This window comes from Pseudomonas sp. SMN5, from assembly GCF_052041925.1.
Lineage (GTDB): Bacteria > Pseudomonadota > Gammaproteobacteria > Pseudomonadales > Pseudomonadaceae > Aquipseudomonas.
The window spans coordinates 178,807-193,840 of sequence record NZ_JBKGGX010000001.1 but is presented as its reverse complement, the minus strand read 5'-3'; the positions used below and the strand labels follow the sequence as shown (position 1 = coordinate 193,840).

Genomic DNA, 15,034 nt, shown 5'->3' with positions numbered 1-15,034 from the left:
GCTGGCGGGCCCTGGCCGGCCCTCCAGCGCGAATACAGGAGTATCGATATGGCTGACCTCAACACGCGTCTCACACAGAGTTTGAATATTCTGCACCCGGTCGTACTGGCCCCCATGGGCGGTGCCTCGGGCGCGAAACTGGCGGGAGCGGTATCGAAGGCGGGCGGGTTGGGACTGGTCGGCGCGAGCTACGGCGACGAGCAATGGATGCGCACCGAGCTGGCCCCCATGCGCGACCTGAAACAGCCGTGGGGCGTCGGCCTGGTGATGTTCACCGTGGCTCGGAACATGGCACTGCTGGACCTGGCGCTGGAATACGGTCCACGCGTCGTCGCCCTGTCGTTTGGCGATCCACGGACATTCATCCCGATCATTCATCGGGCCGGTGCGAAAGCCATCGTGCAGATCCATGAACTGGATCAAGCCAGCGCCGCCCTCGATGCCGGGGCCGACGCGTTGATCGTACAAGGCGCCGAGGCCGGCGGGCACAGCCTGCGCCGTGGCCTGATGCCGTTACTGCCCGCCGTGCAGGATCGGGTGGGTGAAAAAATACCGCTGATAGCCGCCGGCGGCATCGCTGATGGTCGCGGCATGGCAGCCGCAATGATCCTGGGCGCGGACGGGGTGATGCTCGGTACGCGGTTCCTGGCGTCGGACGAAGCCTTGCCTTCGGCAGCGTTCAAGAAACGCCTGATCGAATCCGGCACAGCGGATACCGTGCGTACCCGGATTTTCGATCTGGTACGCGGTATCGAGTGGCCTGAGCACTACAGTGGCCGCGCCATTGCCAACCGTTTCTCGCAGGCATGGCTGGGTCGCGACGAAGCGCTCAGGGACGCGCCCGACGCTGTACGCCAGGACTACGCCAAGGCGGTGCTCGCGGACGACCTGGACAACCGGGCCATCTGGGCGGGTGAAGTGCTCGACCTGGTGGGCAATATCAAGCCGGCACGCCAGATCGTCGAGGACCTCCTTCGCGAAACCACGCAGATCCTGCGCAACAGCCAGCGGCTGCTGGCCCTCGACAAAATCGCTTGATGGAGCCAATCGCTATGCACGCATCCAATGCAATCAGCCGCCAGTGGGGTACCGGCGAGCAACTGGCGGTCGTCATGTCCCCCGTCATGCCCGTGTGGGATGACGGCCAATTCTTCCAACCCATGATCGACCCTTTGGTGAAGGCCGGCTTCCGAGTGATCGTGTTCGACACGCTGTCATTGTTGGCCCAGGAAGGTGAGACGCTGGAGGCTTTTTCGCAACGCTGGCAGCAAGTGTTACTGCCCTTGGGCCAGATCGATCTGCTCGTAGGCTCGGCGTTGGGGGGGGCGGTGGTTCAGGCGTTGCTCGGCAAAGCCCTCGGTGCACGCGTCGACAAAGTGCTGCTGCTTTCATCACCCGCCCTGGCCGACGGGATCATGGATGGTCGATTGGGAAAAATGGCTGACCTGGCATTGCTGGGAGACGTCGAGCAAGCCTTGCATTTACTGGATCAACTGGTCCAGCCGGCCACCCGCATACGCCCTTGCGCACCGATCGAAGTCGACCAGGCCAGCGCTGCCAGCCAGGCCAGGCGATTGCACCTGGGATTCCGACTGCTCAACCGTCTCGATCTGAGGCAGGCCAGCCATGGCTTCAGCGGTGCGCTGTTGACTGTCTATGGAGAACAATCCCAACTGGTACGTGGCATCAACGTCCACATAAACGAGCGGGCTCGCCACTACCGGCTCCCCATACCCGACGGAGGCATGCGCCCGCTGGTCGACGCGCCGGCAATGGTGCTTCGTAACGTGCGCGACCGCCTGGGCATTGCCCTGGAGGCCGCCGCATGAACCACACGCCCAGGCTGCTGGAGGCCGACTTCATTGACGTGCATTACCATGCCGGTCCCGACGCCTACCTGCGGCGCCATGGCGTCATGGAGACCGGCCGCCGCTATGCTGCGGTGAACGGTTGGGTGGTGCTGAAAAATCATCTGGGGTGCACCGCATCCCAGGCGTGGGAGGCCCGTCAGGAGGGGCTTCCCGTTTCCGGCTCGGTGGTGCTGAACGAAATTGCCGGCGGCATTGATTTCAGGGTCGTGCAGCGCTCGCTGTGTCATCACGCAGACAGCGACGCCAGGCTGATCGTCCACCTGCCGACCGTGACGGGTCGCACTCATCAGTCGCGTCTCAAACGCAGCAGCGGTCACTGGATCCTGGACAAATACCCTATCGCGCCCCTTACCGTCAGCCAGGACGGGCGCTTGAGCCCACGGACGCTGGATGTGTTGCGAATGGCCAGGGACTATCCCATCGTCATTTCGACAGGCCATGCCGATGCTCATGAAGTGCGTCTGTTGATCGACGCTGCGGTACAACTGGATGTGCCGAGGCTGATGCTCAACCAGCCGGCCAACCCGCTGACCGGTCTGGATGCCAATGCCCTGCTGGAACTGGCCCAAGCTCCGATGGTTTACACCGAACAGACCGCCCTGACCTATTTGCTCGGCTATCAACCGTGGGAAGACTTTACTCAGGTTCTGCGCAGCGTACCCAGGGCGCTCTACAGTTCCGACCTGGGCCAGACCTCCCAACCTGATATTGAACAATGGCAGGTGGACAGCTTGCTGTGGTTCGAACGCATGGCGTTGGGCGCCCAGCGAGTACTTGAAGTCACGCAAGGCAATGCACGTCAGCTGTTGCAACTGGAGCCGCAGTGAGCGGCTCCCTCTTCCCGGATGATTGAGTATTTCCCGCACCGCCGCCACTGGCGACGCGATCACTGAATATTGAACTTGACGAATTACATGATGACCATCATATTCCCCTCAAAATATTACATTCATCATATCTCGGCAGCCCTGCCGGCCCCAGACCATCGGCCGCCCTGAAGCAAGGCCGCAGTGCCTGGAAAAATTCCAAAGGTGCGAATCCATGACCACAGCCGTTGCTAACACCCAGGCCCAAGCCGTCCAGCCACTGACCGGGCGAATCGTCGCGTTGCTCGCGGGCCTGGCGGCGATCGGCATGCTCTCCACCAACATCATCCTCCCCGCCTTTCCGCTCATCGGCGAAGCCTTGGGGGTGAGTGCTCGCGAAATGGGCCTGACACTGTCCAGCTACTTCATCACCTTCGCCTTGGGCCAGTTGATCGTCGGGCCGCTCGCTGATCGCTATGGACGCCAGAAGCTGGTGCTGGGCGGGCTGGCGATTTTTGTGGTCGGTACGGTGATCGGAGGACTCGCCACCAGCCTTGAGGTGCTGATCGCAGGACGCGTCGTCCAGGCCCTGGGCGTGTGCGCGGCTTCGGTGCTGTCACGCGCGATTGCCCGGGACCTGTTTGAAGGCGAGGCACTGGCTCGGGCCTTGTCGCTGACCATGATCGCCACCGCCGCCGCACCGGGGTTTTCTCCCCTGGCGGGCAGCCTGTTGTCCGTCACGCTGGGCTGGCGGGCGATCTTCATCCTCGTGGGACTGGCCGCGGTGGTGCTGGCATTTTTTTATGTCCGGGGGCTGGGTGAGACTCATCCGGCTGATCGCCGGGCGCCGCATTCGGCCACAAGCGTAGTACTCGCCTATGCCAGATTGGCGCGAGACAGTCGCTTCATTCTGCCGGCCCTGTCGATGAGCCTGTTGCTGAGCGGGCTGTTCGCCTCGTTCGCCGCCGCGCCCGCCATCCTGATGAAAGGAATCGGTCTGACTTCGTTACAGACCGGTCTCTATTTTGCTTCGACGGTATTTGTCGTGTTCGCCGCCGGGATGGCCGCGCCGCGCCTGGCCCACCGCCACGGTGCCGGCGCCATCACGATCCTGGGCATCGCCTGCGCCATGGCCGGCGGCGGCCTGCTGCTCGCCGGGTCGGCCGATCCGAGCCTTGGCTGGTACGCCATTTCGATGGTCACCTTCCTGTGGGGCATGGGGCTGGCGAACCCGCTCGGCACGGCAATCGCCATGGGGCCATTCGGTAAAGAGGCCGGAATGGCTTCCGCGCTGCTCGGTTTTATCTCCATGGGTGCGGCCGCACTGACCACCTGGCTGGCTTCAGTACTGACCTTTGCACCGGTCACAACGCTGGGCGGTATTCAATTGATCGCTTGCCTGGTGGCGATGGTCTTGTTTCTTCTACGAGGTCGTTCAGGCTGACCCACCGCCATGGCGAGCAAGCTCGGCTCCCAAAGGAGGTGTGGTGTCTACCTGTTCCATTAACCAGGTCCGGAAGGCCTCCACGCTGCGCGAGCCGGCATGCTCAAGCGGCGTCACCAGATAGAAGCCCAGATCGGACTTCAGCTTTAAATCGAAAGGCACCACCAACCTGCCCGCCTTCAGGTCTTCATCGACGTAAGTCGAGCGCCCGATGCAGACGCCCAAGCCATCGATCGCCGCCTGGACGGCCATCATCGCCAGATCGAAAGTCAGGCGCGAGCCCTCGGCCAACGCCTGCGGTTGACCCGCTGCGTCCAGCCACAGGCTCCAGTCATCAGCCGTCATCCCGCTGACCTGCAACAATTTGTGGCGGGCCAGGTCAGCCGGCGTTTGCAACGGGTCGCAGCCGTCCAGTAAGCGCGGGCTGCACACCGGGAATATTTCATCGGACATCAGCCGGTCGGCACGCAACCCCGGCCAATCACCACGACCGTAACGAATGGCGGCATCGATGCCGGCCTTGCGAAAGTCCGCCAACTCGGTAGAGGACGTGACGCGTACGTCGATATCCGCAAACGCCTCTTGAAACGACCCCAGCCTGGGCAACAGCCATTTGGAGGCCAGGGAAACCAAAGTGCTGATCGTCAACGTGCGCTTCTCACGGCGTCGCAACAAGCTTTCGGTCGAATGTCGCAGCGCGTTGAAGGCCGAGCGTACCCCCGGCAAATAGGCCTGCCCTTCCTGGGTCAGGCTCAAACCGTCCTTGGCCCGCAGGAACAGGCGAACGCCGAGTTCGTCTTCGAGCCGTCTGATCTGGTGGCTGATCGCGGTCTGAGTGACGTTCAGCTCTTGTGCGGCCTGGGTGAAACTCATATGCCGGGCTGCGCACTCGAACGCTTTCAAGCCATTGAGGGAAGGAATTCTGACGGTCATCGGGGCCAGGGGCGCTCATGAGATTCTGTCATACCGTAGCACCCGAAATGTCCTTTGCGAAAGGCACCGGCGCTCGCGGATGCTAGCGGCGCGTCTTCATCCCCCAAGCAAGGACTACACGGAAATGAAACTGTACTTCGCCCCACTGACCTGCTCTTTGTCACCGCATATCGTGCTGCGAGAACTGGGCACTGCCTTCGAGTTGGTCCGCGTGGACAACAAGACCAAGCAAACCGCCGATGGCCAGGACTTTCTCGACCTCAACCCCAAAGGCTACGTCGCCGCACTGGTGCTGGACGACGGCAAGGTGCTGACCGAGGGGCCGGCCATTGTCCAGTATCTGGCGGACCTCGTCCCAGGCAACACACTGGCGCCGGCGAATGGCACATGGGAGCGGGTTCGGCTGCAAGAGTGGCTGAACTTCATCGCCACAGAGATTCACAGCGGTTGCGCGCCGCTGTTCAATACCGATATCCCGGAGCCCACCAAAGCCGTCTTCAAACAGAAACTGTTCAAGCGCCTCGACTACCTGACTGAATCGCTGCGACACCAGGATTACCTGATGAACACCTTCGGCCTGGCCGACAGTTATTTGTTCAGCGTCCTGAAGTGGCTGCCGTTCTTCGATATCGATATCAAGGGCTGGGCCGCGCTGGCGTCGTTCATGGCGCGGATCGAGATGCGCCCCAGTGTCCAGGCTGCCATTGCGGCAGAAGAGGCCACGCTACCGGTCTGATGCCGTCCCGCTGAACGAAGCGCGCGCTACGGCGGTCCGAACAACTGGACCCTTTGGCAAGAAACCCGACCATGCCGCTACGCCCTATTGCTCTTGCAACATTGCTCGCTCTGACTAGCCACGGCGCAATCGCCGCCCAGGAGCCACTGCGCCTGGAAAGCCTGAAACGTTGTGGCGACCTGCTGCAGAGCCAGCACCAGCAATGGTGCCTGACTGTTCGCGGGTTGGGTGCTGCAACGCCGCAACTGAAACTTGGGAGCAAGGCCCTGCCCGCCGATGCCGTCCAGCGCGATGGGCAAAACCTGCGGTTGCGCCTGGACTTCACCGATTATCAAAGCGGTCCGCTGTGGCTGGAGGACGGAGCGCGCCAAAGCAATGCCGCCTGGCTGACGTTGCGCAACAGTCATGTGGTGGCCGCCGGGCCGGATGAAGTGGCGAAGAACATGGACGGCCTGACCACTTACGTCAACCTGGTCAGCCTGTTGATCGAGGAAAACCACGACGGCCGCCAGGAGGCCGAACGCCTGGCCGAGAAGTACGGGGCCAAGGTGGTCGGCAGTATCGCGCCACTGAATCTCTATCAGCTGCGCTTGCCGGCCACGGACCTGATGCAACGCGATGCGCTGGTGCTGCGCCTGGGCAGCGAAACCAGCGTGGACGCCGTGGTGATCGAAGAATCCGCCGCTGAAGAAACCGAGCAGGCAGCTGCCCCGCAAGAGCCGAAGAAACCGGCCCCGGACTCCGATGAATGGGCCGCGAACCGTTTTCTCGATGGGGTGAACTACTACCTGCGACGCATCCCCGGCCGGCAGGACCCCATCCGCCCGCAACCGGTGCGCATCGGCCTGATCGAGCGTGACGTTGATTTCGACACGGCGGATTTTGCCGACTATGTCGGAGCATGTTCGGCCCCGCGCACCTGTGTCTATGCCCGCGATGCGGACAAACCGGACAACCACGGCACCACCGTCGCCGGCATCCTCGCCGCTCGGTGGAACGACGGCGGCAACAGCGGTTTGCTCCGTGGCCTGGACCCGGCAAGCGGTGGCTTCGAGGTGATCGTCGAACGCAACTCCGATGCCGGCATCACCGCCAACATCGCCGCCTCGGTCAACCTGGTGGAAGACGGTGTACGCGTGCTCAACTGGAGCTGGGGCATTCATCGTGTCGGCGCGAAGAACGTCAAGGGCGATGAAGTGGATTCCCTGCTGCGCTCAGGCATCGCCATGGGCGGCTACGAGGAATTGTTGGAGGAATTCTTTCTCTGGCTGCGCAAGGAACATCCCGACGTGGTGGTGGTGAATTCCGCCGGCAACGGTTCGTCGTTCTCAGGCACCGATGAATACCGCCTGCCCTCCTCCTTCATCACGGAACAACTGCTGGTGGTCGGCGGCCACCAGCGCAGCGAACGGGCCGGGATCGCTGTCGACGACCCGGCCTATGCGGTCAAGCGCAGCTCCTCGAACATCGACATGCGCGTCGACATCACCGCCGCCGCGTGCACCCACGCCTCGACAACCGAAGCCGGCCAGGACGGTGCCGTGCATTGCGGCACCTCCTATGCCACGCCGATGGTCACCGGCCTGGTTGCGGCGATGCTCTCCATCAACCCGCAATTGCAGCCCGAGCAATTGCGCATGCTGCTACGCCGCAGCGCCATGACCATCGGCGACAATCACGACTTCGAACGAATGGACGCCGAAGACCTCACCGCGCCCATACTGCCATCGGAGCGCAACTACCAGCTCAACGACAAGGACGTGGGCCGTTCGGCGCGGCTGGACATGTACAAGGCGCTGGATCTGGCGGAGCAGAGCCGTCGGCGCGTGCGTTGATTGAGCTATATCGCCGACCATAACCTCCAGGAACGTCCACCCCGAGCAGCATTACAACCGGCTCCGCTGACCGTGGGTTCTTTTTGGATCCGGTGTTCCTGTATCGAGTGGCAAGCCGGTCGCTGCTCGATTTTCGACATCCACAGTTCGACGCTCCTCGAAGTGTAAGGCCCGCTGGGAATTTAACCTGCGGGCCGACATGGAGGAGATAGCAAATGAAACACCGCCGTTTTTTTGGAAAAACCGTACTGGCCTGCACATTCATCCTGGCGATGATCGGCTGGGGAGTCGGTTTCTACGGGCCACCGGTCTACATGCAAGCGGTGATGGAGCGCACCGGTTGGCCTATCGCCCAGGTCTCGACTGCCGTCACCTTGCACTTTCTCAGCGGCACGGTGGTCATTGCCAACCTGCCACGGCTTTACGCACGCTTCGGCATCCCAGCCATCACCCTGCTGGGCAGTATTGTCCTGGGCATCGGCGTGAATACCTGGGCCCAGGCCAACCAGCTATGGGTGCTGTACGCCGGTGCGGTTTGCTCCGGTTTCGGCTGGGTAACGCTGGGCGCCACGGCGGTCAATACCTTGATTGCGCCGTGGTACGTCAAGGAGAGGCCCAAGGCCCTGGGCAAGGCCTACAACGGTGCGAGCATGGGCGGCGTGATCTTTTCGCCGCTGTGGGTGTTGCTGATCGAGCGTTTCGGCTTTGCCATGGCGGCGCTGGTGATCAGCGTCATCGCCGTGCTGCTGATCGGCGCCTTCGCCCTCCTGGTTTTCAACAAAAGCCCGCAGCGCCTGGGGCAGCATCCTGACAATGCCGGACAGCCGGAACCCGCGCCGATCAGCCCCAGCGCCACGCCGTGGACCGCGATGCAGACATTCAAATCGTCAAGCTTCCGCAGCCTGGCGACCGGGATGTCCCTGGGGTTGTTCGCCCAGATCGGCCTTATCGCACACTTATATTCGATCCTGGCGGGACGCATCGGCGCGCATGACGCCGCGCTCGCCATGGGCCTGGCCACCGCCAGCGCCATGGGCGGACGCTACGTGGCCGCTCGCCTGATGACCCAAGGTGCCAACCGCCGGCATCTGGCCTGTCTCGGTTATGCCATCCAGCTGCTGGGCACACTGATGCTCCTCGGCCTGGCGTTTCACCCGAGCGTGGCCTGGATCGCCGTGGTGCTGATTGGGTCGGGAATTGGTAACGCCACCTCATTGCCGCCATTGATCGCGCAGGTCGAGTTCAGTCGTGAACACACCGCCCGGGTGATTGCGCTGATGGTCGCGATCAGCCAGGCCACCTATGCCTTTGCCCCGGCTTTCTTCGGCCTGGTGCGCGCAGGCTTCAGCGATCCGGATCATGCCGTCGCGGCTGTTGTAACGGGGGCGGTCGTTGTGCAGGTGCTTGCCATTCTGGCGTTCTATCGAAGGGGGGCCGTTCGGTTGCTCAAAGGTTCCGTCGCGGTATCGGCGAGTAGCCCTAGGCATAACAGCGATGCAGCCTGAGCGCTATTCCGACCAGGAATACGCCCATGAAAAAGCTGAATTGTATTTATCGCGCCGGAACTCGTAGCGTGTGTGCTTCATACATAAGGAGATGAACCCGTGACCGATTCCCGCCTGCGCCTGTACGTTGACGCCCAGTTCAGCAGCCCCTATGCCATGTCGGTGTTCGTGGCACTTCGTGAAAAAGGCATCGAATTCGAGATCAGCCCGATTGACCTCGATGCGTCCGAAAACCTGGCGCAGGACTATGCCAGCCTTTCGTTGACCCAACGAGTGCCCACGCTCGTGCACGGCGACTTCGCCCTGTCTGAATCGTCGGCGATCACCGAGTACCTGGAAGAGGCCTTCCCTTCGATCCCGGTTTATCCGCAGGATCGATTCCAACGTGCCAAGGCGCGCCAGGTGCAGGCATGGTTGCGCAGTGACCTGCTGCCGATTCGGCAGGAGCGTTCGACATTGGTGGTGTTCTACGGGGTCAAATCGGCGCCCTTGTCGCCAACGGCCGAGTCGGCGGCGCGCAAGCTGGTCGGCGCCGCCCAGGCGCTGCTGGTCGACAGCCCCGAGTACCTGTTCGGCCAATGGTCGATTGCCGACGTTGACCTGGCGTTGATGCTCAACCGCTTGATACTCAACGGCGACGCCGTGCCCGCCGCGCTGGTGGAATACGCACAGCGCCAGTGGCAACGGCCTACGGTGCAAGAGTGGGTCAAGCTGCAACGTCCTGCGCTGTAGAAAGCGCGCTGCGGTAACCCACCTGCATTTCAACATCGGCTTTCGGCGGCTGATCTCTCATCCCGTGCCCGAGATGTTCTAACATGAGCTGGCGTTCATGCCACGAACTTCCGTTGACTCGCCGGGATACCCTTCATGAGAGACCTGCCGCCCACCGCTACCTTGCGCGCCTTTGAAGTGGCGACCCGACACACGACCTTTACCGCTGCGGCCCAGGAACTGCACGTCACCCAGAGCGCGGTGAGCCACCAGCTCAAGCATCTTGAGGCGCTCTGGGGCCTGCAATTGTTCGAGCGCGGCAGATCATTGAGCCTCACGGCAGCAGGGGCCACGCTGGCGCCCATCGTGCGGGAATTCTTCATGAGCCTGGAGGCAACCCTGAATGATCTGCGCGAGCAGAAAGACCGGGTTCGTCTGGAAGTCAGCACGACCTATTCCTTCGCCCTGAAATGGCTGCTGCCACGCTTGCCCGGCCTCTCCCGGCAGCATCCCGAGCTGTTGGTTTCGCTGGACACCACGGACAGGATCATCCACTTCTCCGAGACCCAGGCCGATGTCGCGATCCGGCTCGGCAAGGGCGTTTACCCAGGCCTGTATTCGGAGTTCCTGTTCGGCGAACAGGTGTTTCCAGTGGCAAGCCCCGATCTGCTGCAGCGCTTCGGGACACCTGCCAGCCCTGCCGAATTGTTGCACTACCCGTTGCTGACCCGCGACGGCGCCGAGCTGGTGCCGAAATGGGAGGTCTGGTTTCAAAACGTTGGGCTGGAATTCCTGCCACTCAAGGACAGCGTCAGGTTCGGCGACACCAACATGACGGTCGAGGCTGCCCTGCTCGGCCAAGGCGTCGCCTTGGTGCGCAGCGGGCACGTTGAAGCGGAAATCAGCGACGGCCGTCTGGTGCGGCTGTTCGATGTGCCGTTCCCCTCACCGCTTGCCTACTATTTCGTCTGTCCGAAAGGCATCGAATCGCAGCCGCACATCGTCAGTTTTCGTCAATGGTTGATGAGCGAGGCGCTGAAAGCCCAACAGTCTTACGCTTGATGCATGAGGATCTGCTCATGCAACGATGAGGAGACTTCGCTGTAGTTCCGGGCACCGGGTTGCTTAACATCAGCCCATGCCTATTCATATCACTCTGCTGGTTCTTTTCGCTGCCCTGCTGCACGCCGGCTGGAATGCACTGCTGCGTGGCGGCGCCGATCGGCTATGGTCGATGACGATGATGTGCGTCGCAGTCGCCTTCGCCAGTGTCGTTGCAGCCGCCTTCATGGTCGCGCCAGCACCCGCCAGCTGGGGTTATGCGGCGCTTTCGGCGGTGCTGCATGTCGGCTACAACCTGTTTCTGGTGCGCAGCTATCGGATCGGCGACCTGGGGCAGACCTATCCGATTGCCCGGGGCTCGTCACCGGTGTTGATCACCCTGGGCGCCGCAGTCTTTGCCGGCGAAAGCATTGCCCCCGGCACCTTACTGGGGATCGCGCTGGTGTCAGGCGCAATCATTTCCCTGGCTTTCAGAAGTCGCAAATTGGCGGTGCCCAGCCTGCCCTACGCACTGGGGACCGGCTGTTTCATCGCGGCCTACAGCGTCACCGACGGCATCGGCACCCGACTCTCCGGCGCGCCGCTGGCCTACACCGTATGGATGTGCGCGTTGTGGGGCGCGCTGATGCCGCTGGTGTACATCGGCCTGCGCGACGCCCGCAGCCTATTTTCCATTCGACCCGGCATGTCGACCGCCCTGGCCGGCGGGCTGGTCTCCCTGCTGGCTTATGGAATCATCATCTACGCCATGAACGAAGCGCCCCTGGGCGCGGTGTCGGCATTGCGCGAAACCAGCGTGTTGTTTGCGGCGGTGATTGGCTACCTGTTCCTCGGCGAACCACTCACCGCCCGCCGGATCCTGGCGTGCGCAGTGATTGCCAGCGGCATCCTTATCATTGGCTGACACGGCTGATTCCCCACCGTTACAGGAGGTTCCCTCGATGGATAACGTCTCACAGGCACCGCTGATTCTGATCACCGGCGGCAGTCGCGGAGTGGGTGCCGCCACCGCACGCCTGGCGGCCGCAGAAGGCTATGACGTCGCGATCAGCTACGTGACCAACGAACCCGCAGCGCTGGCGGTGGCGGCGGATGTCGAGGCGTTGGGTCGTCGGGCGTTGGCGATGCGGGCCGACAGCGCCGACCCCGAGCAAGTCGCCGGCTTGTTCGCGGCCATCGACCGCTCGTTCGGGCGCATCGACGTACTGGTCAATAACGCCGGGGTACTGGCACGTCAGTCACGCCTGGAGGACCTCGACCTGGAGCGCATGCAGCGTATCTTTGCGGTCAATGCCATCGGCCCGATGCTCTGCGCCCAGCAGGCGCTCAAGCGCATGTCCTACCGACATAACGGTCCGGGCGGAGTGGTGATCAATGTCTCCTCGGCGTCGGCACGGCTTGGCAGCCCCAATGAATACATCGACTACGCAGCGTCAAAGGGCGCCCTGGAGACGTTCACCATCGGCTTGGCAAAGGAAGTGGCTCGGGAAGGCATACGCGTCAACTGCGTGCGCCCCGGTCACATCTATACCGAGATGCATGCCAGCGGCGGCGAGCCTGGGCGGGTCGATCGCGTCAAGGACTCGATCCCCATGGGCCGGGGTGGGCAGCCGGAGGAAGTGGCGCGGGCCATTCTGTGGCTGGCCAGTGCTGAGGCGTCGTTCGTGACCGGGACGTTTCTTGATGTGACGGGGGGTAAATGAGTTTTGCCCGCGCCTTCACCACTCGACAAATCGAAGATCTCACGGCGCGACTAAACTCTGCGAACAGACACAAAGCGGAGAATCGTTCTTATGCCTTCGGATCTTGCCGATCGTTACAACGACTACATTGCCTGCCTGAATGCACAGGATTGGGAAAACCTCGGCCATTTTGTCCATCAGGATGTGGTTCACAACGCCAGACCATTGGGACTGCATGGCTATCGAAGCATGCTGGAAGCGAACTATCGGGAAATTCCCGACCTGCGCTTTGAAATCCAATGCCTGGTAACCGACCAAGGTGGCGGCTCGCCTGGTATACAATTGCACACCGGTGGGTGAATTCATGGGCCTTGCTGTGAACGGAGCGAAAATCTCTTTCGCGGAAAACGTTTTCTATGCGTTCAAGGACGGCAGGATCCATGAGGTCTGGTCGGTCATCGACAAGGACGCGATTGAAGCTCAGCTCCAATCTGCGCAGTGACGCTCGGGGCTTAAAGCAAAGCCCCGATGAGTCGAAATGCTGTCACTCAAGAAAGTAGATGAACCTGTGGCGAGGGAGCTTGCTCCCGCTTGAGTGCGCAGCACTCACAAAAAATGGGGCGCTACGCAGCCCAGCGGGAGCAAGCTCCCTCGCCACGGGTTCAGTGGTTTCCTTGAGTGACAGTATTACGACTCATCGGGACATTGGCTTCACACCTTATCGCCCTGCTTCAGGCAATGTGCAGCGTCCGTCCCTTGACCTCTTCCAGAGCATTGGCCAAGGCAACCTCGAAGCGTTCGACCAGTAGGTCGACTTCTTCAGGCTGGATAATCAATGGCGGCAGGAATCGCACCACGGCACCATGGCGTCCTCCCAGTTCCAGGATGACTCCAAGGCGCAGGCACTGGCGCTGGATAGCCTGGGCCAGGGCCGTGTCCCCGGCCGGTACGCGATTGTCGCTCGGTTTGTCGCTGACGATCTCCACGCCCACCATCAGGCCCCGGCCACGCACATCGCCCAGGCATGCGTAATCGCCTTGCAGCCGACGCAGTTGCGTCATCAGTCGTTGCCCCATCACATCGGCGTGCCCAGGCAAGTCTTCACTGATGATGTGGCGCAGCGTCGCCGCCCCCGCCGCCATCGCCATCTGATTGCCACGGAAGGTGCCGGCATGGGCGCCTGGTTTCCAGGTATCGAACTCTTCGCGGTACAGCATCACGGCCAACGGCAACCCTCCGCCGATGGCTTTGGACAACACGAGAATGTCCGGTTCGATATCCGCATGCTCGAAGGCGAACAGCTTGCCGGTACGGCCCAGGCCGGTCTGTACTTCATCGATGATCAGTGCCACGCCAAACTTGCGGGTCAGTTGGCGCAGCCCTTGAAGCCAGCGGATCGGCGCTGCAATCACACCGCCCTCGCCCTGCACGATTTCGACCACCACGGCTGCGGGTGGCAAGACACCCGACTCCGGGTCACCGAGCAACTGCTCGATAAAATGCAGGCCTGCATCGATACCGGCTTCGCCGCCGATGCCGAACGGGCAACGGTAGTCGTAGGGGTATGGCAGGAACTGCACGTCAGCCATCATCGAACCCAAAGCCTGTTTCGGCCCCAGGTTGCCCATCAGGCTCAATGTTCCAAGCGTCATGCCGTGATAGCCGCCGGAGAACGAGAGGATCGGTTTACGTCCGGTGGCCGTCCTGGCCAGTTTCAATGCCGCTTCGATGCCATCGGCACCGGTCGGGCCGCAAAACTGAATGCGACCATGACGGGCAAAGTTTTCCGGCAGCGCGTTGAACAGGTCTTCGACGAAACGATCCTTGACCGGCGTCGTGAGGTCCAGGGTATGCAAGGGCAAGCCCGAGTCGAGCGTTTGCCGCATGGCCGCAATGGCGACCGGGTGATTGTGCCCCAGCGCCAGCGTCCCCGCCCCCGCCAGGCAATCCATGAACAGTTGCCCCTGGGTGTCGCGGACATACAGGCCATGGGCCTCTTGCAGCGCCAACGGAATACGTCGCGGATAAGACCGGGCATTCGACTCACGGGCCGCCTGGCGTTGCAGGTACGGGTTGGTGTTCAGTTCACGCGGCGCTTGCTGGCGAAACTGTTCCAGCGTGAAGGTTGCGCTGGAAGATAGACGGGGCTGGACGCTTTCCATATTGAATCCCTGAGTGAAGAAACTCTGTCGCGGGCGATCAGCCCTGTCCTTGTTCCTGCATGGCCTGGCGCAAGCTCAGCGGGCGCATGTCGGTCCAGACCTTTTCGATATGGTCCAGGCACTCTTGCTTGCTGCCTTTGACGTCGAGCGCGCGCCAACCGTCGGGCACACTTCGATAATCCGGCCAGATTGAGTATTGCTCCTGCTCGTTGACTACAACCAGAAAACGGGTATCCGGGCTGTCCACACTCATTGCTTACTCCTTGGGGTATGACGGGAGGATCCTA

Annotated in this window: 14 protein-coding genes and 1 pseudogene; 12 read left to right on the top strand and 3 right to left on the bottom strand. The window is 62.0% G+C overall.

The window, feature by feature from the left end; all coding sequences use genetic code 11:
* Window positions 1-48: 48 nt before the first annotated feature.
* From ACLEJR_RS00780 to ACLEJR_RS00765, 4 genes are all read left to right on the top strand, one after another.
* The gene (locus ACLEJR_RS00780; protein WP_440792257.1) at window positions 49-1,038 is read left to right on the top strand and encodes an NAD(P)H-dependent flavin oxidoreductase; all 990 of its coding nucleotides are present in this window, start codon (window positions 49-51) and stop codon (window positions 1,036-1,038) included.
* 14 nt (window positions 1,039-1,052) lie between these two features.
* The gene (locus ACLEJR_RS00775; protein ID WP_440811444.1) at window positions 1,053-1,829 is read left to right on the top strand and encodes an alpha/beta hydrolase; all 777 of its coding nucleotides are present in this window, start codon (window positions 1,053-1,055) and stop codon (window positions 1,827-1,829) included.
* Window positions 1,826-2,698, top strand: coding sequence for a DUF6282 family protein (locus ACLEJR_RS00770; protein WP_440792254.1), 873 nt, complete (start codon window positions 1,826-1,828; stop codon window positions 2,696-2,698). The genes ACLEJR_RS00775 and ACLEJR_RS00770 overlap by 4 nt, the downstream gene beginning before the upstream one ends.
* Window positions 2,699-2,912: 214 nt before the next feature.
* A complete protein-coding gene (locus ACLEJR_RS00765) occupies window positions 2,913-4,121 on the top strand; it encodes a multidrug effflux MFS transporter (RefSeq protein ID WP_440811441.1) in 1,209 nt (402 codons plus the stop codon).
* Here the strand turns inward: ACLEJR_RS00765 and ACLEJR_RS00760 are convergent.
* Window positions 4,113-5,054 carry a transcriptional regulator GcvA gene (locus tag ACLEJR_RS00760; protein WP_440811439.1) on the bottom strand — a complete coding sequence of 314 codons (942 nt, stop codon included), beginning with the start codon at window positions 5,052-5,054 and terminating at the stop codon, window positions 4,113-4,115. The two genes, ACLEJR_RS00765 and ACLEJR_RS00760, sit on opposite strands and share 9 nt — an antisense overlap.
* A 124-nt stretch (window positions 5,055-5,178) precedes the next feature.
* On the opposite strand from ACLEJR_RS00760, the gene gstA reads away from it, so the two are divergent.
* The 8 genes and pseudogenes from gstA to ACLEJR_RS00720 all read left to right on the top strand — a co-directional run bounded on the left by gstA (window position 5,179) and on the right by ACLEJR_RS00720 (window position 13,087).
* Window positions 5,179-5,790 carry a glutathione transferase GstA gene (gstA, locus tag ACLEJR_RS00755; RefSeq protein WP_440811437.1) on the top strand — a complete coding sequence of 204 codons (612 nt, stop codon included), beginning with the start codon at window positions 5,179-5,181 and terminating at the stop codon, window positions 5,788-5,790.
* A gap of 71 nt (window positions 5,791-5,861) precedes the next feature.
* Window positions 5,862-7,625 carry a S8/S53 family peptidase gene (locus tag ACLEJR_RS00750; protein WP_440811435.1) on the top strand — a complete coding sequence of 588 codons (1,764 nt, stop codon included), beginning with the start codon at window positions 5,862-5,864 and terminating at the stop codon, window positions 7,623-7,625.
* Window positions 7,626-7,840: 215 nt separating this feature from the next.
* The gene (locus tag ACLEJR_RS00745) at window positions 7,841-9,130 is read left to right on the top strand and encodes an MFS transporter (RefSeq protein WP_440811432.1); all 1,290 of its coding nucleotides are present in this window, start codon (window positions 7,841-7,843) and stop codon (window positions 9,128-9,130) included.
* A gap of 99 nt (window positions 9,131-9,229) precedes the next feature.
* Window positions 9,230-9,862 (top strand): glutathione transferase, encoded by a 633-nt coding sequence (gene yfcF / locus ACLEJR_RS00740; RefSeq protein ID WP_440811430.1) that lies wholly within the window; start codon window positions 9,230-9,232, stop codon window positions 9,860-9,862.
* A 135-nt stretch (window positions 9,863-9,997) separates the two neighbouring features.
* A complete protein-coding gene (gene gcvA, locus ACLEJR_RS00735; RefSeq protein WP_440792242.1) occupies window positions 9,998-10,903 on the top strand; it encodes a transcriptional regulator GcvA in 906 nt (301 codons plus the stop codon).
* 76 nt (window positions 10,904-10,979) lie between these two features.
* Window positions 10,980-11,807, top strand: a complete 828-nt coding sequence (locus ACLEJR_RS00730) for an EamA family transporter (protein ID WP_440792240.1) — start codon at window positions 10,980-10,982, stop codon at window positions 11,805-11,807.
* A 37-nt stretch (window positions 11,808-11,844) separates the two neighbouring features.
* Window positions 11,845-12,606 (top strand): glucose 1-dehydrogenase, encoded by a 762-nt coding sequence (locus tag ACLEJR_RS00725; RefSeq protein WP_440811428.1) that lies wholly within the window; start codon window positions 11,845-11,847, stop codon window positions 12,604-12,606.
* Between the two features lie 90 nt (window positions 12,607-12,696).
* Window positions 12,697-13,087, top strand: a pseudogene (locus tag ACLEJR_RS00720) (ester cyclase).
* 229 nt (window positions 13,088-13,316) lie between these two features.
* Here the strand turns inward: ACLEJR_RS00720 and ACLEJR_RS00715 are convergent.
* Window positions 13,317-14,747: a diaminobutyrate--2-oxoglutarate transaminase gene (locus ACLEJR_RS00715; protein WP_440811426.1), complete on the bottom strand. Its 1,431-nt coding sequence runs from the start codon at window positions 14,745-14,747 to the stop codon at window positions 13,317-13,319.
* Between the two features lie 37 nt (window positions 14,748-14,784).
* On the bottom strand, window positions 14,785-15,000 hold the full coding sequence (locus ACLEJR_RS00710; RefSeq protein ID WP_440792232.1) for an MbtH family protein: 216 nt from the start codon (window positions 14,998-15,000) through the stop codon (window positions 14,785-14,787).
* Between the last annotated feature and the right edge of the window lie 34 nt (window positions 15,001-15,034).